The sequence below is a fragment of the Massilia sp. TWR1-2-2 genome (assembly GCF_049897565.1).
Lineage (GTDB): Bacteria > Pseudomonadota > Gammaproteobacteria > Burkholderiales > Burkholderiaceae_D > JAFCUW01.
Map to the genome: position 1 here is coordinate 144,543 of NZ_JAFCWM010000003.1, position 23,473 is coordinate 168,015.

Genomic DNA, 23,473 nt, shown 5'->3' on the forward strand with positions numbered 1-23,473 from the left:
GCCCCCCTTCAGACCCCGGTCTGCTCATGGCGCGCCACCATCGCTACCGTGTGCCCGCGATCGAGCTCCGGCAAGCGCCGCAGCACGCTCGCCGCCAGCGTATCGCGCAGCCCTTTAAAACGCAGCAGGCGCCCGATCGCCCGATACTTCAAGCCGCGGTCCAGCAGCCGCGTCCTGGCCAGCCCGCACAGCACGAAATAATGAAACGCCAGCGTCTGCCGGTGCCACTCGCAGTGGAACGACGCGACCGGCTCGTGCCACACATCGACCAGCGCCAGGCCTTCGCGCCGCGCCAGGTTGGCCAGCGCCAGGTCGCTCCAGCGCAGCACGTGGTGCGGCGGCATGTTCAGCGGCGAATTGGGCGCAATGGCGAGAAAGCTGTCCTCGGCCGGCACCGCCAGAATCAGCTTGCCGCCGGGCGCCAGCGCCTGCACGCACGCGTGCACGAAGCTGGCCGGCTCGGGCACATGCTCGAGCACCTGGAACGCGCAGACGACATCGTACTGGCCCGGATTTTCGGCAGCATGCGCCTCCACCGGCTGCTTGCTGACCGCCAGCCCCGCCGCCTGCGCCCTGGTCACCGCCGCGTCGTTGAATTCAAGCCCGGTGTAGCTGACCGACACCGGCAGCGCAGCGCGAAATGCGCCCTTGCCGCAACCGACTTCGAGCACCCGCGCGCCCTCTTTTACGTGGCCGCCGGCATAAGCGTATTCGGGCTTGTCGTCCTGGTAGTACCAGTCGAACTGCTGCAGTTGCTCGTAGAAGGCGGCGTCGCCGGCGCAGGGCGGCGAGAAGAAGCCCAGGTCGCAGCCGGCGCAGCGGAACAGCACGATCGCCGGCGCGGCGGCAAAGCAGGCGGCCACGTCGATGCCCTTGTCGCGGTAACCGGCGACCAGGTCGGCGCTGCGGATCGATTCGGCGGCGATGACGGCGCCGCTGCTGCAGGCTGGGCAAAGAAGGGTCGGCATGGCGATTTCGCGGAGTGGCGTAGGGAGCCTATCGTCGCGCCGGGCCAGGGCGGCACGCTTGATCTGCCCCAAGGGCAGGCGCAAAGGCGGTAGAATTCGAGCCTTGCCAAAAACACATACCTCTCGATGAACAAGCTGGCGTTGTACTTCAAGCTGATCCGTGCCGACAAGCCGATCGGCATCCTGCTACTGCTGTGGCCGACGCTGATGGCGCTGTGGATGGCATCGAACGGCAAGCCGGACTGGCAGCTTTTTCTCGTTTTTACAGTCGGCACCGCGCTGATGCGCTCGGCCGGCTGCGCCATCAACGACTTCGCCGATCGCGACTTCGACAAGCACGTCAAGCGCACCGCCGAGCGCCCCCTCACCAGCGGGCGCATCGAGCCGTGGGAGGCGGTGGCGGTGGCGGCCGTGCTGGCGATCGTGTCGTTCCTGCTGATCCTGCCGTTCAACGCGCTGACCAGGCAGTTGTCGGTGGCGGCCGTCATCATTGCCGCCACTTATCCGTACTTCAAGCGCTTCTTCGCCATCCCGCAGGCCTACCTGGGCATCGCGTTCGGCTTCGGCATCCCGATGGCGTTCGCCGCGGTGCTGGGCGACGTGCCGGCCGTGGCCTGGTGGCTGCTGCTGGCCAATGTGTTCTGGGCAGTTGCGTACGACACCGAATACGCCATGGTCGACCGCGACGACGACCTCAAGATCGGCATGCGCACCTCGGCCATCACGTTCGGCCGCTTCGACGTTGCCGCCGTCATGCTGTGCTACGGCGCCGCGCTGGCGATTGACCTGGTCTGCGGCTGGCTGCTGGGGCTGCGCTGGTGGTTTGTCGGCGGCATTGTCGTCGCGGCAGGAATTGCCTTTTATCACTTCACCTTGATCCGCGAGCGGGACCGGATGGGCTGTTTTGCCGCCTTTCGCCACAACAATTGGTTGGGTGCGGCCCTTTTTGCCGGAGTCGCGTTAGACTATGCAACAGGATAATGTTATCCAATTTGCACTTGGCGGATCCTTTGTCCGAACCCGGCATTCTCAAAAAGAAAATTTAACTAACGAGGCTATCCCATGATGGAAAAAATCCCTACCCAGACCGGCGCACGCGACCAACTGATGAACGACCTGAAAACGGTGATTCAGGATGCCGAAAGCTGGCTGCGCAACAGCTCGCTGACCGGTGAAGACCTGAAAGCGGCGAAGGAAAAGTTCGAGCGCACCATCAGTTCGGCGAAGGCCGACGTGATGCGCTACCAGGAGATGGTGGTCGAGAGGACGCGCGAAGCGGCCAAGGCGACCGACGAGTACGTGCACGAGAACCCATGGCGCGCGATCGCCATCGGCGGCGCCGCCGGCTTGCTGCTCGGCCTGGCGATCTCGCGGCGCGATTGAGCCAACGCGCGTCAGGGTCGCGTCCGGGGTCTGACGGGGTCAGCCCCCGTCACCTCCCAGCTGCTCCCCTAGTTCACGTCCGCGCGCGGACGCCGCTTTGACCGCTTCAATGATCGCCTGCCTGACCCCCGACTGCTCCATGCTCATCAAGGCGGCGTGCGTGGTGCCGCCCTTCGACGTCACGCGCTCGCGCAGCACCGACACTTCGTCGGGCGACTGCGCCGCCAGCTGCGAGGCGCCGGCAAAGGTGGCCAGCGCCAGCTGCTTGCCCTGCTCGGCCGTCAACCCCAGTTCCTGCGCCGCCTGCTGCATCGCTTCGATGAAGTAGAACACGTACGCCGGTCCGCTGCCCGACACCGCCGTCACCGGGTCGATCAGCGCCTCGTCATCGAGCCACACGGTGGCGCCGACCGCCTTCATGATGTCGTCGGCGGCCTTTTTCTGCGCCGCCGTCACGCCGCCCATCGCCACCATGCCGGTGATGCCGCGCCCGATCAGCGCCGGTGTGTTCGGCATCGTGCGCACGATGGCGCCGTAGCCGCCCAGCCAGCGCACCAGGTCGACGCCGCGAATGCCGGCGGCAATCGACAGCAGCAGCGGCTGGCCGCCGAGCCGCGGCGCCAGGCCCGCAGCGACTTCGCGCATCTGCTGCGGCTTCACCGCCAGCACGATGACGTCGCTGGCGGCGACCTTGCCGTCGGCCTCGGTGGCGGTGCTGACGCCAAAACTGTCGGCCAGCCGCGCCAGCTGCTCCGGGTTCGGATCGACGACGTGGATGTTGGCCCCCGCCGTCAGCTGCCCGGCCAGGCCGGCGATCAGCGCCGAGGCCATGTTGCCGCCGCCGATAAATGTAATCTTCATGCCTGCCCTTTATTCATAATTGCGTACTCCGAAAATGGCGCTGCCGACGCGTACGATGGTGGCGCCTTCGGCGATTGCCGCGGCCAGGTCGGCCGACATCCCCATCGACAGCGTATCGAGTTCGATGCCGCCGGCGCGCAGCCGCTCGGCCAGCAGGCGCAGGCGGGCAAACCCGGCGCGCTGTCTGGCCTCGTCGGTTTCGAGTTCGGGAATCGTCATCAGGCCGCGCAGCTTCAGGTTCGGCAGCAGCGTGATCTGGCGTGCCAGCTCCTCGACCTCATCGGCGGCGGCGCCACTCTTGCTCGCCTCGCCGCTGGTGTTGACCTGGATGCAGATATTCAGCGGCGCCATGCCCGCCGGACGCTGTTCCGACAGCCGCTGGGCAATCTTCAGCCGCTCGACGGTATGGACCCAGTCGAAGCCGGCGGCGATCGGGCGCGTCTTGTTGCTCTGGATCGGGCCGATGAAGTGCCACTCGATCGGCACGGCCGGCAGCGCGGCGGCGACGGCGGCCATCTTGTCGAGCGCTTCCTGCAGGTAGTTTTCGCCGAAGGCGCGCTGGCCGGCGGCAATTGCTTCGAGCACCGCTTCGGCCGGGAACGACTTCGACACGGCCAGTAGTTGTATCGATGCACGGTCGCGCCCGGCAGTATTGCTCGCGGCGCGTATAGTCGCATCGACAGCTTGCAGTTTGTGGGCGATTGTGGACATAATCATTGTCAGCGGGCAATTAAAAACTTCGAGTCGATGCAAACGTGCACACTTGGCAAGGCACGCGCCCTTCACTGCACAGGGATTATAAATGGACATCTCCGAATTACTCGCTTTCTCCGTCAAGAACAAGGCATCCGACCTGCACCTGTCATCCGGCCTGCCGCCGATGATCCGCGTGCACGGCGACGTGCGCCGCATCAACCTGCCGCCGCTCGAGCACAAGGACGTGCACGGCATGATCTATGACATCATGAACGACGGCCAGCGCAAGCAGTACGAGGAAGTGCTCGAATGCGACTTCTCGTTCGCCATCCCGGGCCTGGCGCGCTTTCGCGTCAACGCCTTCAACCAGGAACGCGGCGCCGCCGCGGTGCTGCGCACCATTCCGTCGAAGATCCTCAGCCTGGAAGACCTGAACGCGCCGAAGATCTTCGGCGACCTGGCGATGAAGCCGCGCGGCCTGGTGCTGGTGACCGGCCCGACCGGCTCGGGCAAGTCGACCACGCTGGCGGCGATGGTCAACCATCTCAACGAAAACGAATACGGCCACATCCTGACGATCGAGGACCCGATCGAATTCGTCCACGACTCGAAGAAGTGCCTGATCAACCAGCGCGAAGTCGGGCCGCACACGCTGTCGTTCAACAACGCGCTGCGCTCGGCGCTGCGCGAAGACCCGGACTGCATCCTGGTGGGCGAATTGCGCGACCTCGAGACGATCCGACTGGCGCTGTCGGCCGCCGAAACCGGCCACCTGGTGTTCGGCACGCTGCACACCTCGTCGGCGGCAAAAACGATCGACCGTATCGTCGACGTCTTCCCGGCCGACGAAAAGGAGATGGTGCGGGCGATGCTGTCGGAGTCGCTGCAGGCGGTGGTGTCGCAGACGCTGTTGAAAACGAAGGACGGCTCCGGGCGCGTCGCCGCGCACGAGATCATGATCGGCACGCCGGCGATTCGCAACCTGATTCGCGAAGCGAAGATCGCGCAGATGTATTCGGCGATCCAGACCGGCAGCAATGTCGGCATGCAGACGCTCGACCAGAACCTGACCGACCTGGTACGCCGCAACGTCATCTCGAACGGCGCCGCGCGCTCCGCCGCCAAGACCCCGGATAACTTCCCCGGTTGATTTTTCGCTTATTCTCAGGATGACAATGGAACGCGACCAGGCTTCAAAATTCATGTTCGACCTGCTCCGGCTGATGACCAGCAAGGGCGGCTCGGACCTGTTCATCACCGCCGGCTTCCCGCCGGCGATCAAGATCGACGGCAAGATGACGCCGGTGTCGAGCCAGGCGCTGACGCCCTCGCACACCGCCGACCTGGCCCGCTCGATCATGAACGACAAGCAGACCGCCGGCTTCGAGCTGACCAAGGAAGCGAACTTCGCCATCAGCCCGGGCGACCTGGGACGCTTTCGCGTGTCGGCGTTCGTGCAGATGAGCTGCGTGGGCATGGTGCTGCGGGTGATCACCACCACCATCCCGAAACTCGCCGACCTCGACCTGCCGCCGATCTTGGCCGACATCATCATGGAAAAGCGCGGCCTGGTCATCATGGTCGGCGCCACCGGTTCGGGCAAGTCGACGACGATGGCGGCCATGGTCGGCTACCGCAACGAAAACAGCTACGGCCACATCATCACCATCGAAGACCCAGTCGAATACGTCCACCCGCACAAGAACTGCGTCATCACGCAGCGCGAAGTGGGGGTCGACACCGACAGCTTCGAGGCGGCGCTGAAAAACTCGCTGCGCCAGGCGCCCGACGTGATCCAGATCGGCGAAATCCGCGACCGCGAGACGATGGAGCACGCCATCGCGTTCGCCGAAACGGGCCACCTGTGCCTGGCCACGCTGCACGCCAACAGCTCGAACCAGGCGATCGACCGCATCATCAACTTCTTCCCCGAAGAGCGCCGCGCGCAGCTGCTGATGGACCTGTCGCTGAACCTGAAGGGCATGGTGTCGCAGCGCCTGATCCCGCGCAAGCAATCGAAGGGGCGCGTGGTGGCGATCGAAATCATGCTCAATTCGCCGTTGATCTCGGACCTGATCTTCAAGGGCCAGGTGCACGAGATCAAGGAGATCATGAAGAAGTCGCGCGAACTTGGCATGCAAACGTTCGACCAGGCGCTGTTCGACCTGCACGAGCTCGACAAGATCAGCTACGAAGACGCGCTGCGCAACGCCGACTCGGTCAACGACCTGCGGCTGGCCATCAAACTGCAGGGCAAGGACGCGAAGAACCGCGACCTGTCGGCCGGCACCGAGCACTTGGGCATAGTGTGATCCTGCTTCAATGACACCTTGTCAAAAATGAGGGGCTGCCGCTGTTCGAATGCGCAGGTTCCACCTGCGCATTCGTCGCTCACCGGCAGTCAAATAACAGCTAGTGAAAGTTGGCAAATATTTTGTTGCCATTTTGAAATTCTACTGCTAGCATTGATCGACGAATAATCCTGCTTGAGGGATGAACGCAACGCAGCGCTTCTTGCGCCCCGCCGCGCGGGCATCGTCTGTTGGTCGCGGCAAAGATTTTTCAGCAAGCCGCGCCCCTCCAGCGCCATTACCAGCTTGCCTGTACCGGCCTTGCCCCCGCCGCCTGTTCCACCACAATCGAGCGCGAGTTGCTGGCGCGACTACCGACATCGAGCAACTCGCGCGCCGAGGCGCGTCGCGGCGTCGCGAAAATTCCCTTCACCTTCAGGTACACCAGATGAACATTTCAAACTTCAAGATTGCGCAACGCCTTGGCTTGGGTTTCGGCTTCGTGTTGCTGTTGCTCGCGGCACTGAGCGTCATGGGCATCGTCAAGGCGCAGCACCTGAACGAGGCCAACGCGCAACTGGTCACCAATATCTGGCCCAAGGCAAAGCTTGCCAACCTGGCCCTCGACAACGCGCGCGGCAGCATTGCCCGCGTGCTTCAGCTGACGGCCAACATCTCGCCAAAGGAAGAGGCGGTGGCAAACGAGCGCTTGAAAGCGAATGCCGACGCGTTCAACGAGGCGCTGGAGAAGCTGCGTACGCTGCTGACGACAGACGACGGCAAGGCCGAGCTGGCCAAGAGCCTGGCGGCACGCGACAACTACGTCGCGCTGATCGCGCGCGTGCTGGCGCTAAAGAAGGCCGGCGACACCGAGCCGGCCAGGGCGCTCGCGCATGGCGACACGTATGCGGCCTTGCAGACGTTTTCCAAGGCGCTGCGCAGCCAGATTGAGATCCAGGAAAAGAACTTCGAGGCGGCCGGCGAGGCGAGCACGACGACGTTCCATGGTGCGCGCCGCGACATGCTCGCGCTCGGCCTGGTGGCCTTGCTGGCCGGTATCGCCTCGGCCTATGCGATCAGCCGTTCGATCACACGCCCCATCGCGCGCGCGGTTCGCGTCGCCCAGCAAGTCGCCGCCGGCGATCTGACCGGTCAGATCGTGGTGACCTCGCAGGACGAAACAGGTCAGTTGCTGCGGGCGTTGAACGACATGAACGACAGCCTGCTCAAGATCGTCGGCGAGGTCCGCATCGGCACCGACACCATCGCCACCGCGTCGTCGCAGATCGCCGCCGGCAACCTAGACCTGTCGTCGCGCACCGAGGAACAGGCCAGCTCGCTCGAAGAAACCGCCGCCTCGATGGAAGAAATGACCAGCACCGTCAAGCAAAACGCCGACAATGCGCGCCAGGCCAACCAGCTGGCGGCGTCGGCCTCCGACGTCGCCGGCAAGGGCGGCGCCGTCGTCGCGCAAGTAGTCCGTACCATGAGTTCGATCAACGAATCGTCGAAGAAGATCGTCGATATCATCGGCGTCATCGACGGCATCGCGTTCCAGACCAACATCCTGGCGCTGAACGCCGCCGTCGAGGCCGCCCGCGCCGGCGAGCAGGGCCGCGGCTTCGCCGTCGTCGCTTCGGAAGTGCGCAGCCTGGCGCAGCGTTCGGCGGCGGCGGCGAAGGAAATCAAATCGCTGATCGGCGACTCGGTGGCCAAAGTCGACACCGGCGCCCGGCTGGTCGAGCAGGCCGGCATCACGATGGACGAGATCGTCGACAGCGTCAAGCGCGTCGCCGACATCATGGGTGAGATCACCAGCGCCAGCCAGGAGCAGACCTCGGGCATCGAACAGATCAACCAGGCGATCAGCCAGATGGATCAGGTCACGCAGCAGAACGCGGCGCTGGTGGAGGAAGCGGCAGCGGCGGCCGAGTCGCTGCAGGAGCATGCCGGTTCGCTGGCGCGCGCGGTCAGCATCTTCAAGCTCGCCGGCGATGCCGGCGCGGCGCCGCGGCAGGCCCCGCTGAAAACGCTGGTCCCTCGGCAGCGCAGCGCCGCGCGGCCGGCCAGAACGGCGCTGGCGAATCGGGCCGCCGACTGAAAATCGCTCCGAGCGGTGCCTGCGCGCGTGCCGCCGGCGATGCGATGGCGTCATCGGATATCATGCCAATTGACGCCAGGGATTCGACCCGGCCCATCATGTCCCGGCTGAACGGGACAATTACAATGGAAGACAGCCTGCCCATGAACGCTTACCACTTCCAGGCCGCATCCATCGGCGGCGAACAAGTTGAGCTGTCGCGCTATCACGGCAAGGTGCTGCTGATCGTGAACACCGCCAGCGCGTGCGGCTTCACGCCGCAGTACAAGGGACTCGAAGAGGTGTATCGGCAGTTCCGCGAGCGCGGCTTCGAGGTGCTCGGCTTCCCGTGCAACCAGTTCGGCAAGCAGGAGCCGGGTACCGAAGCGGACATCGGCGCCTTTTGCGAAAAGAACTTCGGCGTGACGTTCCCGCTGTTTGCCAAGATCGACGTCAATGGCGCCGACGCCCATCCGCTGTTCAAGCACCTGAAGCAAGCGGCGCCCGGCCTGCTCGGCACCGAAGGCATCAAGTGGAACTTCACCAAGTTCCTCGTCGATAAAGACGGCAGTGTCTACAAGCGCTATGCGCCGCAGACCAGGCCGCAAGATATCGTCGCCGACATCGACCAGCTGCTCGGCGCCTGAGTGCGCGCGCCCGCGCTGAGGTATGATGCTCGATCTCGTCATCGTTTGAGTGGCACGCGCGTATGGATTCCACCACAGTAACCGATCCCCGGCAGGACAGCGGCGCCGTCAATATGAATTGGGCGTTCGAGCATAGCCCGGACTGCATCAAGATCTTCGACCTGCACGGCCGTCTGCAGGCAATGAACCGCAATGGCCAGTGCGCCATGGAGATCGACGACTTGAGCACCCTCACGGGCACGTTGTGGCCGTCGCTGTGGCCGGAGGACGCGCGCGCCAAGGTGATCGCGGCGATGGACTCGGCGCTGGCCGGCGGCTCCGGCCACTTCGACGCCTTCTGCCCCACTAACAAGGGCTCGCCGCGCTGGTGGGACGTGCTGGTGACGCCAATTTTTGGCGATGACGGCAAGGTCGCCAACCTGCTGTCGGTCTCGCGCGACATTACCGACGCCCATCGCGCCGTTGAGCAGCGCCTCGAACTGGTCGCCCGTCTTCAATTGACCCTCGATGTCGCCGAATTCGGCGAGTGGGATCTCGACCTCGGCACGCGCAATTCCGAGCGCACGCTGCGCCATGACCAGTGTTTCGGCTACGCCGAGCCGGTAGCAGTGTGGAACGACGCGATCATGCTCGAACACGTCTTGCCGGCCGACCGCGCCATCGTCGAGGCGGCATTCCGGGCCGCGTTCGACGGCGCCCAGCCGCTGCGTTTCGAGTGCCGCGTGGTGTGGTCCGACGCCACCGTCCACTGGATCAGTGTCAACGGCAACCTGTATCGCAGCAGCGGGCGCAGCGACCGCCTGGTCGGGCTGATCTCCGACATCACCGAACGGATGCGCACCAACGAAGCGCTGCACGACGCCAACCGCAACAAGGACGAGTTCCTGGCGATGCTGGCGCACGAACTGCGCAACCCGCTGGCGCCGATCAGCGCCGCCGCCCAGATCCTCGCCATGGGCCATGCCGACCAGGCGCTGACGCTCAAGGCCGGCGCCATCATCGACCGCCAGGCGCGCCACATGAACCGCCTGCTCGACGACCTGCTCGACGTTTCGCGCGTGACCCAGGGCCTGGTGCAGCTGGCGACCACCCGGCTCGACCTCAAGATCGTCGTGGCCGGCGCCGTCGAGCAGGCGCGCCCGATGATCGAGCAGTACCATCATCAGTTCACCGTGCAGCTGGACCCGGCGCCGGCGTTCGTCGTCGGCGACGACAAGCGCCTGGTGCAGGTGCTCGCCAACCTGCTCAACAACGCCGCCAAGTACACGCCGCGCGGCGGCAACATCATGCTGCGGATGCACTGCGCCGGCGAACAGGCCGTCATCAGCGTGGCCGACGATGGCGTCGGCATGTCCGCCGACACGCTCGCGCGTGCGTTCGAGCTGTTTTCGCAGGCAACCCGCTCGTCTGACCGCAGCACGGGTGGGCTAGGACTCGGGCTGGCGCTGGTGAAAAGCCTGGTCGAGCGGCACGGCGGCACCGTCCGCGGGCAAAGCGCCGGCGAGGGCCTCGGCAGCGAATTCGTGGTCGCCCTGCCGCTGGCCGCCACCCCCGCGCAGCTGCCGCCGGCCGCGGCCGCCGAGGCCGCGCCGGCGTCGTCGGCATTGCGCCTGCTGATCGTCGACGACAACCGCGACGCCGCCGAGACGCTCGGCATGTACCTGGAGGCGGCCGGTCATCACATCGACATCGCGTTCGATGGCGCCGATGCGCTGGCGCGCGCCGCGTCGATTCGTCCCGAGGCGTTCCTGCTCGACGTCGGCCTGCCCGACATGAGCGGCTACGCCCTGGCGCGCCGCTTGCGCGCGCTGCCGGAAACGCGCGGCGCGGTGATGATCGCCATCACCGGCTACGGCAGCAAGAGCGACCGCGAGAACTCGGCCGACGCCGGCATCGACCACCACCTGACCAAGCCGGTCGATGCGCCGCAGTTGCAGGCGATCCTGGCGGCGATTTCGCACACCGCTGCGGCAATTCCCGTCCCTCAGCCGGACTAGGCTGCCGACGCCGCTGGCGGGTCCGTCATCGCGTCTTGCCCACTTGCACAATCAATAGCGCCATCCCACCTACAATTAAACAACAACATCAGCACGAACATTCCTTATGTTGCTTTTTTAGAAATTTAACATGTAACATTCGTCGGTAAGTCGCGGTTTTGTACCGCCATAGTTCTCTTGCTTCCGCGGCCAAACTCCAGCCTCGGCACATCAAACCTTCCCTTTGCGCATTGCGCCTGGCGCCTCCACCCGGACGCGCTTCTGCGCCGTACATCGCCGCTGCGCTTTTCAAACAAGAACGAACAGCGATCCCCCATGTCAGAGAGCAATCGATTTGCGCCCGGACCAGGTCAAGCCGGGCCCGCAGTGTGGCGCGGCGCTCGATAGCGACCATCTGGTCGGCATGGGCACGCGCGACGACCGGCGCGTGCTGCTGGTCGACATCGACCAGATGGTGTCCGGCGGTGAGATGGGGACTGATCGAACAAATTGCCTGCCGACGCGGCAATGGCGCGTCGCACCCTTATCCACACCATTTGATCACGTAGAGAGAGAAAAATGAATATTGGAAATTTAAAGATCGGCACCCGTCTCGGCGCAGGCTTTGCCATCGTCTTACTGCTGCTGGCGACCATCGCGGCACTCGGCATCAGCCGCATGGCGCTCATGGAGGGCCGTATGGAAGAGATCACCAAGGTCAATGATGTTGAGGCGAAGTTGGCGGACACCATGCTCGTTACCGTCTTCGACAGGGCGATCGCGCTGCGCAACTTGGCGTTGATGACGGAAGAGTCGGAGATGGCGCCCGAAGCGGCGCGGGTGAGGGAGCAGGCGACGAAATACGCCGACGCGGAAGAAAAGCTGAGCAAGATGCTCGCCAACCTGCCGGGCACCAGCGAGTAGGAAAAGGCGGTCTTGATCCGAATCAGCGAAGAGGAAGCTGCTGCGCGCCCGCTCATCGCAAAAGCGATGCAACTGGGGTTGGCGAACAAGGCCGAGGACGCGACCGCGGTGTTAATCAAGGAATTGCACCCAGTGCAGAAAAAATGGCTCGATGCCTTGGGCGACCTGATCGCCACCGAAACGAAACAAAATGAGCAGGCGATTGCCGAGGCCGAAAGTAGTTATGCCAGCGCGCACACCCTGATGCTGTTGCTCGCCGGGTTCGCCATCGTGTTCGGCACGCTGATCGCCTGGCGGATCACCATCGGCATCACGGGCCCGATTCATATTGCCGTAAAGCTCGCGCAGGCGGTCGCTGCGGGCGACCTCACCAGTCGCGTCGAGGTCAAGACCACAGATGAAACCGGCCAATTGCTGCTGGCGCTGGAAAACATGAATGACAACCTGATCAAGATCGTTGGCGAAGTGCGGGTCGGCACCGACACCATCGCCACCGCCTCGTCGCAGATCGCCGCCGGCAACTTCGACCTGTCGTCGCGCACCGAGGAGCAGGCCAGCTCGCTCGAAGAAACGGCCGCATCGATGGAAGAAATGACCAGCACCGTCAAGCAAAACGCCGACAATGCGCGCCAGGCCAACCACTTGGCGGCGTCCGCCTCGGAGGTCGCTTTCAAGGGCGGCGCTGTGGTGGCGCAAGTGGTGCAGACCATGAGTTCGATCAATGAGTCGTCGAAGAAGATCGTCGACATCATCGGTGTCATCGACGGCATCGCCTTCCAGACCAATATCCTGGCGCTCAACGCCGCCGTCGAGGCCGCTCGCGCAGGCGAGCAGGGCCGCGGCTTTGCCGTCGTCGCCTCGGAAGTACGCAACCTGGCGCAGCGTTCGGCGGCGGCGGCCAAAGAGATCAAAGGTCTGATCGGCGACTCGGTGGCCAAAGTCGATACCGGCGCCAGACTGGTCGAGCAGGCCGGCGTCACGATGGACGAGATCGTCGACAGCGTCAAGCGCGTCACCGACATCATGGGAGAGATCACCAGCGCCAGCCAGGAGCAGACCTCGGGCATCGAGCAGATCAACCAGGCCATCAGCCAGATGGACCAGGTAACGCAGCAGAACGCGGCGCTGGTGGAGGAAGCGGCGGCTGCAGCCGAGTCACTGCAGGAACAGGCCGGTTCGCTGTCGCAGGCGGTCAGCGTGTTCAGGCTTGCCGGCGACAACGCCGCCGCCGTACACGGCGCCAACGTGACCAGGTCGGCCGCGAAGCCAAGCCCGGCGGCGCCGCGCCGCGCCAGCCTCGCCCTTGCCGACGTGCCGGCCAAACGGTTGGCGGCCACCAGCGCCCTCTCCGATTGGGAAGCGTTCTAACTGCGCCATCCGCTCGAACGCAGCGCTGCCTGCCGGCGCCGCGCGCTACCACTGTGCCAGCGGTCAGCAAGAGCGAGCGCGAGAACTCGACCGACGCCGGCATCGACCGCCACCTGACCGAGCCGGTCGACAGCGCGGTGCCGAACCGGCCGCTGGCCGGGCTCACGTGCCTGCCGGCGTCGCGCGGTAGTTTCCGCTCGGTAGTCGCGCTTGCCGAATCCTCGTGCTATCCGGTCGAGGCCAGCCAGGCGCGCGTGGCGTCAACGCTGTCGTGGCTGATCGCGATGGTGGCGGCGTCGACTTCGTTTTTTAACTGGCAAAAGGCGTGGCAACTGTACACGCAGTCACAATTGACACTGCAGTTCGCGTTGACCGAATGGGAGGCGCGCACGGCCGAGGCGCGCTGCGCGGCGTCCGAAGAAGAGGCGCTGAAGATACTCAAGGCGGCGCTGCAGCAGTTGACGAAGGTGGCAGCGACGCGCTGGCCGATGAGACGGCGCAATATTTTGACGGCGTCAAAGTGCCGGAACAGCGTTCGAAGCACGCGTGATGCGTCACTGATCGAATGCGAGCATGGTAGCGGTATCATTGCTTCATCACCGTCTACCCGGGAGCACCCATGGAAATGAAGCGCGTCAATGCCGGCAAGCTGCGGGCGATCGGCTACGACCGCCGCCAACGCCTGCTGCGCGTCGAACTCGACGATGGCAGCGCCATCGAATACGCCGCCGTCGACAGCGAAGTGTGGCGCAAGCTGTCCACCTCCGGCGCGGCGTGGAGCTACTATCGCGACAAGATCGAGGAAGAGTTCAGCGGAAACCGGGCGGCGCCGCGCGCATCATCGCAGTCGCGCGACGCCCTCAACGACCTGTTCGGCGCGCCGGACGAGAAAGGCTAGTGCGCCAGCGCGCGGTCGATCAGCTCGATCCAGTGCGTCACCGGCGTGTCGGTACCTGACTGCAGATGCGTCAGGCAGCCGATATTGGCCGAGACGATTTCTTCGGCGCCGGTCGCCCGCAGGTTCGCCAGCTTCTGGTCGCGCAGCGCATGCGACAGCTCCGGCTGCAGCACCGAGTACGTGCCCGCCGAGCCGCAGCACAAATGGCTGTCGGCGCACAGCACGACGTCGACGCCGGCCGCGCGCAGCACACCTTCGACCTTGCCGCGGATCTGCTGACCATGCTGCAGTGTGCATGGCGGATGGTAGGCAACCCGCTTCGTGATTTTGCCCTTCAGGCGCGCGCCAAGCTCGGTTTCGAATTCCGGCATGATCTCCGACAGGTCGCGCGTCAGCGCCGAGATGCGCTCCGCCTTGGCCGCGTACGCGCTGTCGTGCGCCAGCAGATGGCCGTACTCTTTCACGGTCACGCCGCAGCCTGACGCGTTCATGACGATCGCCTCGACCTGGTCGACGTACGGCCACCAGGCGTCGATATTGCGGCGCATGTCGTCAAGGCCGCCTTCCTGGTCGTTCATGTGAAAGCGCAGCGCGCCGCAGCAGCCGGCCTTCGGCGCCACCATCAGCTGAACGCCGACCGCGTCGAGCACCCGCGCGGTCGAGCTGTTGATGTTCGGCCCCATCGACGGCTGCACGCAGCCTTCCAGCACCAGCATCTTGCGCGCATGCGTGCGGGTCGGCCATACGCCGGCAGCGGGCGTCGGGGGCAGCTTGTCCTGCAGATTTTTCGACAGCAGCGGGCGCACCAGCTGGCCGGCCTTGAACGCCGGCTTGAACAGCCACTCGCGCGGCAGCGACTCCTTCAGCACGGTGCGGGTGATGCGCTCGGAAAGCGGGCGCGACACGCGCTCTTCGACCACCCTGCGGCCGATGTCGGCCAGGCGGCCATACTTGACGCCCGACGGACAGGTCGTTTCGCAGTTGCGGCACGTGAGGCAGCGGTCGAGGTGAATCTGCGTCTTGCGGGTCGGCTCGGCGCCTTCGAGCACCTGCTTGATCAGGTAGATGCGCCCGCGCGGCCCGTCCAGTTCATCGCCGAGCAACTGGTAGGTCGGACAGGTCGCCGTGCAAAAGCCGCAATGGACGCAGGCGCGCAAGATGGCCTCGGCTTCGTCGCCTTCGCGAGTGCCTTTGATAAAATCGGCGAGATTGGTTTGCATGATCCTTGGGTTTCTCTACGGGCGACCGGGCGGATTCGGCTTTTCGCTCAGTCCGCGCTTCAGCTTTTCCCGGTCGCTTTCATATTGTTCAAAATTCGGACCGATCCGCTTCAGGCAAGCATTGCGATCCTCGATCAACTTCATCCTGTTGCAGCGGTCAGTATTGGCGTCCTGCCCGATATCATAAAGCAGGCTGCATCCGGATGCAGGCAACAACACAGTCAGGTACAGCAGGGTCGGTATTTTCATTTCCGCTCGGGATATGGTGGCTGAGGACGACGATCATACCCAGCCCCCTCGCCTGGCAGTTACTTGTTTCGCAAGTACCGCCATCCGATCCCGCACGGCCCGATTCTCAGTACATCCGTCCTGGATTAAAAACATGCGACGGGTCGAACGATGCCTTCAGCCGCTCGTGGATCCGCGCGATCGCCGGCGCCAGCGGCTGGAACACGCCGACGCTCTTGTCGCCGCCGCGAAACAGCGTGGCGTGTCCGCCCACCGCCGTCACCGCACTGCGAATGTTCTGCGCGGTCGCCGCGTCGCCGCTCGCCTTCAGCCAGCGCTGCGCGCCGCCCCATTCGATCAGCTGCTCGCCGCGCAGGACGATGGCGCCGGTGGTGGCCGGCACCGACAAGCGCCACACGCTGTCGGCGCCGGCAAAGAACGCATGCTGCTGCTCGCGCAGGCTGGCCCAGAAGGCGCGCGCGTCGTCCACCGCGGCGCCGCCGAACTGGCGCGCCGCCGCGTCGACCGCCGCCTGCGCGCCGGACAGACGCACCGTCAGCTGCCCGTCGTGCCAGCAGCTGGCCGACAGCGGCAGCGGCTGGCCGCCCCATTCGTTCAGGCGGCGCAGCGCGTCGATCTCGCCCATGTCGAAACGCAGCGTCGTCTCGCGCACCGCCAGCGGCAGCACCTTGATCGAGTGCTGCAGCATCAGCCCGAGCGTGCCCATCGAGCCGGCCAGCAGGCGCGACACATCGTAGCCGGCGACGTTCTTCATCACCTGGCCGCCGAAGGTCAGCACTTCGCCGGTGCCGTCCATCAGCACGGCGCCCAGCACGAAGTCGCGCACGGCGCCGCTGGTGGCGCGGCGCGGGCCGGACAAGCCGGCAGCGACGGCGCCGCCGAAGGTGGCGCCATCGCCGAAATACGGCGGCTCGAAGGCGAGCATCTGCTGGCGCTCGGCCAGCGCGGCCTCGATCTCGGCCAGCGGCGTGCCGCAGCGCGCGGTGATTACCAGCTCGGTCGGCTCGTAGTCGACGATGCCGCTGTAGACGCGCGTGTCGAGAATGTCGCCGGCCAGCGCCTGGCCGTACCAGTCCTTGGTGCCGCCGCCGCGGATGCGCAAGGTGCGCTTGTCGGCCGCGGCCGCCCGCACCTGCTGCCTGAATTGGTCAATTTGCGGCTCTGTCATTGTGTCGTCACTCGCTTGTCAAAAACGCGGCAGGTCGGCGAACGGCAGCACGCCGCCGCTGACCCGCATCTTGCCGAATTCGGCACAGCGGTTCAAGGTAGGAATCGCCTTGTCCGGATTGAGCAGGAACGGCACGTCGAACGCGCGCTTCACCGCGAAAAACATGTCCAGCTCGGGCCGGGTGAACTGCACGCACATCGAGTTGATTTTCTCTTTGCCGACGCCGTGTTCGCCCGTGATGGTGCCGCCCACTTCCACGCACAGTGCGAGGATGGCGGCGCCGAACGCTTCGGCGCGATCGAATTCGCCCGGCTGGTTGGCGTCGAACAGGATGAGCGGATGCAGGTTGCCGTCGCCGGCGTGGAACACGTTGGCGCAGCGCAGGCCGTATTCGGCTTCCATCAGCTCGATGCCGGTCAGGACCTGGGCCAGCTTCTTGCGCGGGATGGTGCCGTCCATGCAATAGTAGTCGGGCGAGATGCGGCCCGCCGCCGGGAAGGCGTTCTTGCGGCCGGACCAGAACTTCATCCGTTCGGCCTCGGTCTGCGACACCTGGATGGCGCTGGCGCCGGCCGCCTGCAGCACCGCCGTCATGCGTTCGATTTCCTCGTCGACCTCGAGCTGGGTGCCGTCGGCCTCGCACAACAGGATGGCGGCGGCGTCGATGTCGTAGCCGGCCTTGACGAACGGCTCGACCATGCGCGACGAGGTGCGGTCCATCATCTCCAGGCCGGCCGGGATGATGCCGGCGGCGATGACGCTGGCCACCGCGTTGCCGCCGGTGACGACATCGTCGAACGAGGCCATGATCACGCGCGCCGATTGCGGCTTTGGCACCAGCTTGACGGTCACTTCGGTGACGATGCCGAGCATGCCTTCGGAGCCGATGAACACGGCCAGCAGGTCGAGGCCAGGCGCGTCGAGCGCCTCGCCGCCGAGTTCAATGATCTCGCCGTCAATGGTTGCCACGCGCACGCGCAGCACGTTGTGCACCGTCAGGCCGTACTTGAGGCAGTGGACACCGCCCGAGTTTTCAGCCACGTTGCCGCCGATGGTGCAGGCGATTTGCGACGACGGGTCGGGCGCGTAATACAAGCCGTGCGGCGCGGCCGCTTCCGAAATGGCCAGGTTGCGCACGCCAGGCTGGACGACGGCGGTGCGCGCATACTGGTCGACGCGGACGATCTTGTTGAGCCGCGCGGTCGAGATGACAACGCCGTCGTGCAGCGGCAGCGCGCCGCCGGAGAGGCCCGTGCCGGCGCCGCGCGGCACGATCGGCACCTTCAGCTCGCGGCAGATGTCGAGAATGGCCAGCACCTGCTGCTCGGTATCGGGCAAGGTGACGACCATCGGCAGCTGGCGGTAAGCCGCCAGGCCGTCGCATTCGTAGGGACGCGTGTCTTCCGGGTCGGACAGTACGCAGCGCTCGGGCAAGGCCGCGCGCAGTGCGGAGGCCACCTGCTGCCGGCGAACGGGGTCGATTGTGAGGGATTGGGACATACGACGATTGTACTGGATTGTCGATATGGCGTATCCTCGACGTTATTGATTCGCACGACCAGGGGAAAAATATGGGTAACAGGCTTTCAAAGATCGCCACGCGCACCGGCGACAACGGCACCACCGGCTTGGGCGACGGCAGCCGCACCGAGAAGGACAGCGCGCGGATTGCCTCGCTCGGCGACGTCGATGAGCTCAACAGCTTTGTCGGGCTGCTGCTGTGCGAGGAGATGCCGGCCGATCTACGCGAAGAGCTCATCTCGATTCAGCACGACCTGTTCGACCTGGGCGGAGAGCTGTGCATTCCGGGTTACCAGATGATCACCGACGTGCATGTGGGGCGGCTCGACGATTTGCTGGAGAAGTACAACGCCGACTTGCCGATGCTGAAGGAATTCATCCTGCCGGCCGGCTCGCGGGCGGCGTCGATCGCGCACGTGTGCCGCACGGTGTGCCGGCGCGCCGAGCGCAGCATCGTCACCCTCGGCAAGAACGAGGCGATCAACGAGCATCCGCGGCAGTACGTGAACCGGCTGTCGGACCTGATGTTTGTGCTGTCGCGCGTGCTGAACCGCTTTGCCGGCGGCAGCGACGTGCTGTGGCAGCACGACAGGGGCCGGGTCTGATATTCGGACATTTCGGCGCGGGGGTCAGACCTGACCCCAGCTTTTTTGCGGCCGCGTGAACGCCGGGGTCAGGTCTGCCATTCGAACATTTGAAAAGCTAAATGTCCGAATAACAGACCTGACCCCGGCTAGCTGTTGTTGACCACCAGGCGCGGCACCGCGGCGCCAAAGCGCTGGCGGATCGACGCGGCGATGCCGGCAGCATCCAACCCCACCCCAGCCAGCAGCGCGGCCGGGTCGCCATGGTCGATGAACTTGTCGGGCAGGCCGAGCATCAGCAGCGGCTTGACGATGCCTTCGGCAGCCAGCGCCTCGGCCACGGCGGCGCCCGCGCCACCCATCACCGAGCCCTCTTCCACCGTCACGAAATAATCGTGGTCGCGCGCCAGCTGCTTCACCAGCTCGACGTCGAGCGGCTTGACGAAGCGCATGTTGGCCACCGTCGCGTTGAGCCCTTCGGCGGCGGCCACGCTCGGCGCCACCATCGAGCCGAACGCCAGGATCGCCACACCGGCACCGCGCCGCTTGATCTCGCCCTTGCCGATCTCGATCGAGGTCAGCTCCTTGTCGATCACAGCGCCAATGCCGGCGCCGCGCGGATAGCGCACCGCCGCCGGCCCCGGATAGTGGAAACCGGTAGTGAGCATGCGGCGGCATTCGTTTTCGTCCGACGCCGCCATCACCACCATGTTCGGGATGCAGCGCAAGAACGACATGTCGTAATTGCCGGCGTGGGTGGCGCCGTCGGCGCCGACCAGGCCCGCGCGGTCGAGCGCGAACACGACATCGAGGTTTTGCAGCGCGACGTCATGGATCAACTGGTCGTAGGCGCGCTGCAAAAAGGTCGAGTAGATCGCCACCACGGGTTTTAAGCCTTCGGTTGCCAGGCCGCCGGCGAACGTCACCGAGTGCTGCTCGGCGATGCCGACGTCGAAATAGCGCTCCGGATACTGCTGCTCGAAGCGCACCATGCCGGAGCCTTCACGCATCGCCGGCGTGATGCCGACCAGGCGTTTGTCGGCGGCGGCCATGTCGCACAGCCAGTTGCCGAAAACCTCGGTGTAGGTGACCTTGCCGGCCTTGGTCGGCGCGATGATGCCTTCGGTCGGGTTGAATTTGCCGGTGCCGTGGTACAGGATCGGCTCGGCCTCGGCCAGCTTGTAGCCCTGCCCTTTTTTGGTCACCACGTGCAGGAACTGCGGCCCCTTGAGCTTCTTGATGTTTTCCAGCGTCGGGATCAGCGACTCGAGGTCGTGGCCGTCGATCGGGCCGATGTAGTTAAAGCCGAATTCCTCGAACATCGTGGCCGGCACCACCATGCCCTTGGCGTGTTCTTCGAGGCGCTTGGCCAGCTCGCGCACGGGCCCGGGCAGCACCGATTTGCCGACGTTCTTGGCGGCGGCGTAGAACTGGCCGGACATCAGGCGCGCCAGGTAGCGGTTGAGCGCACCGACCGGCGGCGAGATCGACATGTCGTTGTCGTTCAGGACCACCAGCAGGTTGATGTCTTCCTGCACGCCGGCGTTGTTGAGCGCCTCGAACGCCATCCCGGCCGTCATCGAGCCGTCGCCAATGACGGCGATCGCGTGGCGGTGCTCGCCCTTGATCTTGGCCGCCTGCGCCATGCCCAGCGCGGCCGAGATCGAGGTCGACGAATGCGCCGTGCCGAACGTGTCGTACTCGCTCTCGTCGCGCTTCGGGAAGCCCGAGATGCCGTCGAACTGGCGCAGCGTGTGCATGCGCTCGCGCCGGCCGGTGAGGATCTTGTGCGAATAGGTCTGGTGGCCGACGTCCCAGACGATGCGGTCGTGCGGCGTGTTGAACACATAATGCAGCGCGATGGTCAGCTCGACCGTGCCGAGGTTGGACGACAGGTGGCCGCCCGTTTTCGATACCGAATGAAGCAGGTACTGGCGCAGCTCGTCGGCCAGGGGCGTGAGCTGGGTGCGCGCCAGCTTGCGCAGCTGGGCCGGTTCGTTGATTGTCTCTAGCAAGTTCATTTATGCTTTCCGCTGCACGATCAGGTCGGCAATCTCGCGCAACCTCAGTGCTTTTTCGCCGAACGGCGCCAGCGCTTCATGCGCTGCGCGCCGCAGTTTTTCCGCCAACAACTGCGACTCCGCGAGTCCCAGAATCGACACATAGGTCGGCTTGTTGGCCGCCGCATCCTTGCCGGCCGTCTTGCCCAGCGTGGCCGAATCGGCCGTCGCATCGAGCACATCGTCGACGACCTGGAACGCCAGGCCGATCGCGTTCGAATACGTGTCGAGCGCGGCGTGTTCGTCAGCCGCGACGTCGCGCCCGGCCAGTGCGCCCAACACCACCGACGCGCGCAGCAAGGCGCCGGTTTTCAGCTGGTGCATGCGCTCGAGCTGCGCCAGGGTCAGGCTCACGCCGACGCTATCGAGATCAATCGCCTGGCCGCCGCACATGCCGGACGAACCGGCGGCGCTGGCCAGCACGCGCATCATCGCTACCTGCCGCGCGGGCGGAATCATCTGCTGTTCAGCCAGTACCATGAAGGCCTGCGCCTGCAGCGCGTCGCCCACCAGCAGCGCGGTCGCCTCGTCGTAGGCCACGTGCACGGTCGGCTTGCCGCGCCGTAGCGCGTCGTCGTCCATGCACGGCATGTCGTCGTGCACCAGCGAGTACGCGTGGATCATTTCCACCGCCGCGGCGGCGCGCGCCAACGTCCGCATGTCGGCGCCGAACACGCCGCCGGCGGCGTACACCAGCAGCGGGCGCACCCGCTTGCCGCCGCCCAGCACCGTGTAGCGCATCGCTTCGTGCAGGCGCGCAGGTCCGGCGGCGGCCGGCAGCAACGCATCGAGCGCCTGCTCGACATGGGCCTGCACCGTCTTCATCCAGTCGTCGAAGGCCGCCGACATCGTCATTGGGCGCCCTCGCCGATGCCCTCGGCGGCGAACGGCTTGAGCATGTCGCCTTCGAGCACCTTGACCTGCGATTCTACTTTTTCGAGCTGCGCGGCGCAGTACTTGACCAGCTCGGAGCCGCGCGCGTAGGCGGCGACCGACGCTTCCAGCGGCAGCTGGCCCGATTCCATCCGGGTTACCAGCTGCGCCAGTTCGGCCATCGCCTGTTCGAAGGATTCGGGCGCCAGCTGCGCGGCCGCTTCAATGTCGTCTGTTAATTTCTTTGCCATAGATGCTTTTGTAAATCGGCCGCGCGCAACTTGTGCGCCAGCAGCCAGTCTAATTCCTTATTCTAGAACAATCCATCCTGTTCGGTCGCGCAGGCCGCTCCAGCCTGGAGGCGAGCCGACATTTTATAGCAATCGGTCACACCGGCATGAAAACGATGTTTTGTGAGCAATATCCGCACAGCTTCCCGCCACATTCGCGCGCCGGACCGAGACTGTAGAGTCCGTTACCCGGTATAATCGCCGGTTCTGTCCGAAATACCGTATTCCGCAGCCTAGATACTGGTCTTTGGATTCTTTCTCTTCTTTTGCTTTGAAGCTCTTATTAAAGGGGGGTTGGGATGTCCGATCTGGCTACCCACGCCAAGCTGGCGCGCCCGAACGCGCAGCTTCCGGTAGATGTCTACTTTGACGAAGCGCTGCTGAAGCGCGAGATGCAGCAGTTATTCCAGGCCGGGCCGCGCTATGTCGGGCACGAACTGATGGTGCCCGAGGTCGGCGATTTTGCCACGCTCGCGGCCGAGCACGAAGGCCGCATGCTGGTGCGCAACGCCAACGGCATCGAAGTGCTCTCCAACGTCTGCCGTCACCGCCAGGCGCTGATGTTCAATGGCCGCGGCAATGCCGGCAACATCGTCTGCCCGCTGCACCGCTGGACGTACGACCTCAAAGGTGAGCTGATCGGCGCCCCGCACTTCCCGGAAACGCCGTGCCTGCACCTGTCGAAAACGCCGCTGCAGAACTGGAACGGCTTGCTGTTCGAGCGAAACGGCTACAACGTGATGGACCAGCTGGCGAACCTGTCGGTCACCAAGGATTTCGATTTTTCCGGCTACATGTTCGACCACGTCGAAGTGCAGAACTGCAACTACAACTGGAAGACTTTCATCGAGGTCTACCTCGAGGATTATCACGTCGAGCCGTTCCACGCGGGCCTGGGCGGCTTTGTCAGCTGCGACGACTTGCGCTGGGAATTCGGCCGCGACTACTCGGTGCAGACCGTTGGCGTGAACCGCGGGCTGCAAAAGTCCGGCTCGCCGATCTACCAGACGTGGCAGGAGCAAGTGCTCAAGTTCCGCGGCGGCGTCGCGCCCGAAAACGGCGCCATCTGGTTCACGCTGTACCCGAACATCATGGTCGAGTGGTATCCGCACGTGCTGATCGTGTCGACCTTGTGGCCGGACGGGCCCCAAAAGACGCGCAACGTCGTCGAGTTCTACTACCCCGAAGAGATCGTGCTGTTCGAGCGCGAGTTCATCGAGGCCGAGCGCGCCGCCTACATGGAGACGTGCGTCGAGGACGACGAGATCGCGCTGCGAATGGACGCCGGCCGGCGCGTGCTGATGGCGCGCGGCGTCAGCGAGAGCGGGCCGTACCAGTCACCGATGGAAGACGGCATGCAGCACTTCCACGAGTGGTACCGCAATAATATCGACCTCGATTTACCGCGTTAAGGAT

22 protein-coding genes and 1 pseudogene are annotated in these 23,473 nt (G+C 64.9%); 13 read left to right on the plus strand and 10 right to left on the minus strand.

Going from position 1 to position 23,473, the window contains the following annotated elements:
- Positions 1-8: 8 nt before the first annotated feature.
- Positions 9-968: a class I SAM-dependent methyltransferase gene (locus ACP7DD_RS04215; protein ID WP_426173457.1), complete on the minus strand. Its 960-nt coding sequence runs from the start codon at positions 966-968 to the stop codon at positions 9-11.
- 126 nt (positions 969-1,094) lie between these two features.
- Here ACP7DD_RS04215 and ubiA point away from each other — a divergent pair, with 126 nt between their 5' ends.
- Both ubiA and ACP7DD_RS04225 read left to right on the plus strand, forming a co-directional pair.
- Positions 1,095-1,949 carry a 4-hydroxybenzoate octaprenyltransferase gene (gene ubiA, locus ACP7DD_RS04220; RefSeq protein WP_426173458.1) on the plus strand — a complete coding sequence of 285 codons (855 nt, stop codon included), beginning with the start codon at positions 1,095-1,097 and terminating at the stop codon, positions 1,947-1,949.
- 81 nt (positions 1,950-2,030) lie between these two features.
- Positions 2,031-2,351, plus strand: a complete 321-nt coding sequence (locus ACP7DD_RS04225) for a DUF883 family protein (RefSeq protein ID WP_426173459.1) — start codon at positions 2,031-2,033, stop codon at positions 2,349-2,351.
- Positions 2,352-2,390: 39 nt separating this feature from the next.
- On the opposite strand, the gene proC is transcribed toward ACP7DD_RS04225, so the two are convergent.
- Both proC and ACP7DD_RS04235 read right to left on the minus strand, forming a co-directional pair.
- Positions 2,391-3,212 (minus strand): pyrroline-5-carboxylate reductase, encoded by an 822-nt coding sequence (gene proC, locus ACP7DD_RS04230; RefSeq protein ID WP_426173460.1) that lies wholly within the window; start codon positions 3,210-3,212, stop codon positions 2,391-2,393.
- A 9-nt stretch (positions 3,213-3,221) separates the two neighbouring features.
- Entirely contained in the window at positions 3,222-3,923 is a 702-nt protein-coding gene (locus tag ACP7DD_RS04235) for a YggS family pyridoxal phosphate-dependent enzyme (protein WP_426173585.1), read from the minus strand.
- Positions 3,924-4,014: 91 nt separating this feature from the next.
- On the opposite strand from ACP7DD_RS04235, the gene ACP7DD_RS04240 reads away from it, so the two are divergent.
- The 9 genes and pseudogenes from ACP7DD_RS04240 to ACP7DD_RS04280 all read left to right on the plus strand — a co-directional run bounded on the left by ACP7DD_RS04240 (position 4,015) and on the right by ACP7DD_RS04280 (position 14,092).
- Positions 4,015-5,058, plus strand: coding sequence for a type IV pilus twitching motility protein PilT (locus ACP7DD_RS04240; protein ID WP_426173461.1), 1,044 nt, complete (start codon positions 4,015-4,017; stop codon positions 5,056-5,058).
- A gap of 25 nt (positions 5,059-5,083) precedes the next feature.
- Positions 5,084-6,220: a PilT/PilU family type 4a pilus ATPase gene (locus ACP7DD_RS04245; protein ID WP_426173462.1), complete on the plus strand. Its 1,137-nt coding sequence runs from the start codon at positions 5,084-5,086 to the stop codon at positions 6,218-6,220.
- A gap of 427 nt (positions 6,221-6,647) precedes the next feature.
- Positions 6,648-8,300, plus strand: coding sequence for a methyl-accepting chemotaxis protein (locus ACP7DD_RS04250; protein ID WP_426173463.1), 1,653 nt, complete (start codon positions 6,648-6,650; stop codon positions 8,298-8,300).
- Between the two features lie 143 nt (positions 8,301-8,443).
- Complete coding sequence (locus ACP7DD_RS04255) at positions 8,444-8,926, plus strand: glutathione peroxidase (protein WP_426173586.1); 483 nt, start codon at positions 8,444-8,446, stop codon at positions 8,924-8,926.
- Positions 8,927-8,988: 62 nt separating this feature from the next.
- Entirely contained in the window at positions 8,989-10,923 is a 1,935-nt protein-coding gene (locus ACP7DD_RS04260) for a hybrid sensor histidine kinase/response regulator (protein WP_426173464.1), read from the plus strand.
- A gap of 334 nt (positions 10,924-11,257) precedes the next feature.
- Positions 11,258-11,485: a hypothetical protein gene (locus tag ACP7DD_RS04265; RefSeq protein WP_426173465.1), complete on the plus strand. Its 228-nt coding sequence runs from the start codon at positions 11,258-11,260 to the stop codon at positions 11,483-11,485.
- A pseudogene (locus ACP7DD_RS04270) lies at positions 11,482-13,194 on the plus strand (methyl-accepting chemotaxis protein). Before ACP7DD_RS04265 ends, ACP7DD_RS04270 begins: the two are co-directional and overlap by 4 nt.
- A gap of 53 nt (positions 13,195-13,247) precedes the next feature.
- Positions 13,248-13,823 carry a hypothetical protein gene (locus tag ACP7DD_RS04275; RefSeq protein WP_426173466.1) on the plus strand — a complete coding sequence of 192 codons (576 nt, stop codon included), beginning with the start codon at positions 13,248-13,250 and terminating at the stop codon, positions 13,821-13,823.
- Positions 13,814-14,092: a KTSC domain-containing protein gene (locus tag ACP7DD_RS04280; RefSeq protein ID WP_426173467.1), complete on the plus strand. Its 279-nt coding sequence runs from the start codon at positions 13,814-13,816 to the stop codon at positions 14,090-14,092. Before ACP7DD_RS04275 ends, ACP7DD_RS04280 begins: the two co-directional genes overlap by 10 nt.
- On the opposite strand, the gene glcF is transcribed toward ACP7DD_RS04280, so the two are convergent.
- The 4 genes from glcF to ACP7DD_RS04300 all read right to left on the minus strand — a co-directional run bounded on the left by glcF (position 14,089) and on the right by ACP7DD_RS04300 (position 18,229).
- The gene (gene glcF / locus ACP7DD_RS04285) at positions 14,089-15,312 is read right to left on the minus strand and encodes a glycolate oxidase subunit GlcF (RefSeq protein ID WP_426173468.1); all 1,224 of its coding nucleotides are present in this window, start codon (positions 15,310-15,312) and stop codon (positions 14,089-14,091) included. The genes ACP7DD_RS04280 and glcF overlap by 4 nt on opposite strands.
- A gap of 15 nt (positions 15,313-15,327) precedes the next feature.
- A complete protein-coding gene (locus ACP7DD_RS04290) occupies positions 15,328-15,561 on the minus strand; it encodes a hypothetical protein (protein ID WP_426173469.1) in 234 nt (77 codons plus the stop codon).
- Positions 15,562-15,667: 106 nt separating this feature from the next.
- On the minus strand, positions 15,668-16,729 hold the full coding sequence (gene glcE, locus ACP7DD_RS04295) for a glycolate oxidase subunit GlcE (RefSeq protein ID WP_426173470.1): 1,062 nt from the start codon (positions 16,727-16,729) through the stop codon (positions 15,668-15,670).
- A gap of 18 nt (positions 16,730-16,747) precedes the next feature.
- Positions 16,748-18,229, minus strand: coding sequence for an FAD-linked oxidase C-terminal domain-containing protein (locus ACP7DD_RS04300; protein ID WP_426173471.1), 1,482 nt, complete (start codon positions 18,227-18,229; stop codon positions 16,748-16,750).
- A 71-nt stretch (positions 18,230-18,300) separates the two neighbouring features.
- On the opposite strand from ACP7DD_RS04300, the gene ACP7DD_RS04305 reads away from it, so the two are divergent.
- Positions 18,301-18,855: a cob(I)yrinic acid a,c-diamide adenosyltransferase gene (locus ACP7DD_RS04305; RefSeq protein WP_426173472.1), complete on the plus strand. Its 555-nt coding sequence runs from the start codon at positions 18,301-18,303 to the stop codon at positions 18,853-18,855.
- A 128-nt stretch (positions 18,856-18,983) separates the two neighbouring features.
- On the opposite strand, the gene dxs is transcribed toward ACP7DD_RS04305, so the two are convergent.
- The 3 genes from dxs to ACP7DD_RS04320 are packed head-to-tail and all read right to left on the minus strand — an operon-like array spanning position 18,984 to position 22,018.
- Positions 18,984-20,855, minus strand: coding sequence for a 1-deoxy-D-xylulose-5-phosphate synthase (gene dxs / locus ACP7DD_RS04310; protein WP_426173473.1), 1,872 nt, complete (start codon positions 20,853-20,855; stop codon positions 18,984-18,986).
- Positions 20,856-21,743 (minus strand): polyprenyl synthetase family protein, encoded by an 888-nt coding sequence (locus tag ACP7DD_RS04315; protein ID WP_426173587.1) that lies wholly within the window; start codon positions 21,741-21,743, stop codon positions 20,856-20,858. It lies immediately after the preceding gene.
- A gap of 2 nt (positions 21,744-21,745) precedes the next feature.
- Positions 21,746-22,018, minus strand: coding sequence for an exodeoxyribonuclease VII small subunit (locus ACP7DD_RS04320; RefSeq protein WP_426173474.1), 273 nt, complete (start codon positions 22,016-22,018; stop codon positions 21,746-21,748).
- Positions 22,019-22,356: 338 nt separating this feature from the next.
- Here ACP7DD_RS04320 and ACP7DD_RS04325 point away from each other — a divergent pair, with 338 nt between their 5' ends.
- A complete protein-coding gene (locus tag ACP7DD_RS04325; protein WP_426173476.1) occupies positions 22,357-23,469 on the plus strand; it encodes an aromatic ring-hydroxylating oxygenase subunit alpha in 1,113 nt (370 codons plus the stop codon).
- The last annotated feature ends 4 nt before the right edge of the window (positions 23,470-23,473 follow it).

Coding starts and splice junctions, on each gene's coding strand:
- ACP7DD_RS04215 (WP_426173457.1), bottom strand. CDS start 968: ATGCCGACCCTTCTTTGCCCAGCCTGCAGCAGCGGCGCCGTCATCGCC.
- ubiA (WP_426173458.1), top strand. CDS start 1,095: ATGAACAAGCTGGCGTTGTACTTCAAGCTGATCCGTGCCGACAAGCCG.
- ACP7DD_RS04225 (WP_426173459.1), top strand. CDS start 2,031: ATGATGGAAAAAATCCCTACCCAGACCGGCGCACGCGACCAACTGATG.
- proC (WP_426173460.1), bottom strand. CDS start 3,212: ATGAAGATTACATTTATCGGCGGCGGCAACATGGCCTCGGCGCTGATC.
- ACP7DD_RS04235 (WP_426173585.1), bottom strand. CDS start 3,923: ATGTCCACAATCGCCCACAAACTGCAAGCTGTCGATGCGACTATACGC.
- ACP7DD_RS04240 (WP_426173461.1), top strand. CDS start 4,015: ATGGACATCTCCGAATTACTCGCTTTCTCCGTCAAGAACAAGGCATCC.
- ACP7DD_RS04245 (WP_426173462.1), top strand. CDS start 5,084: ATGGAACGCGACCAGGCTTCAAAATTCATGTTCGACCTGCTCCGGCTG.
- ACP7DD_RS04250 (WP_426173463.1), top strand. CDS start 6,648: ATGAACATTTCAAACTTCAAGATTGCGCAACGCCTTGGCTTGGGTTTC.
- ACP7DD_RS04255 (WP_426173586.1), top strand. CDS start 8,444: ATGAACGCTTACCACTTCCAGGCCGCATCCATCGGCGGCGAACAAGTT.
- ACP7DD_RS04260 (WP_426173464.1), top strand. CDS start 8,989: ATGGATTCCACCACAGTAACCGATCCCCGGCAGGACAGCGGCGCCGTC.
- ACP7DD_RS04280 (WP_426173467.1), top strand. CDS start 13,814: ATGGAAATGAAGCGCGTCAATGCCGGCAAGCTGCGGGCGATCGGCTAC.
- glcF (WP_426173468.1), bottom strand. CDS start 15,312: ATGCAAACCAATCTCGCCGATTTTATCAAAGGCACTCGCGAAGGCGAC.
- ACP7DD_RS04290 (WP_426173469.1), bottom strand. CDS start 15,561: ATGAAAATACCGACCCTGCTGTACCTGACTGTGTTGTTGCCTGCATCC.
- glcE (WP_426173470.1), bottom strand. CDS start 16,729: ATGACAGAGCCGCAAATTGACCAATTCAGGCAGCAGGTGCGGGCGGCC.
- ACP7DD_RS04300 (WP_426173471.1), bottom strand. CDS start 18,229: ATGTCCCAATCCCTCACAATCGACCCCGTTCGCCGGCAGCAGGTGGCC.
- ACP7DD_RS04305 (WP_426173472.1), top strand. CDS start 18,301: ATGGGTAACAGGCTTTCAAAGATCGCCACGCGCACCGGCGACAACGGC.
- dxs (WP_426173473.1), bottom strand. CDS start 20,855: ATGAACTTGCTAGAGACAATCAACGAACCGGCCCAGCTGCGCAAGCTG.
- ACP7DD_RS04315 (WP_426173587.1), bottom strand. CDS start 21,743: ATGTCGGCGGCCTTCGACGACTGGATGAAGACGGTGCAGGCCCATGTC.
- ACP7DD_RS04320 (WP_426173474.1), bottom strand. CDS start 22,018: ATGGCAAAGAAATTAACAGACGACATTGAAGCGGCCGCGCAGCTGGCG.
- ACP7DD_RS04325 (WP_426173476.1), top strand. CDS start 22,357: ATGTCCGATCTGGCTACCCACGCCAAGCTGGCGCGCCCGAACGCGCAG.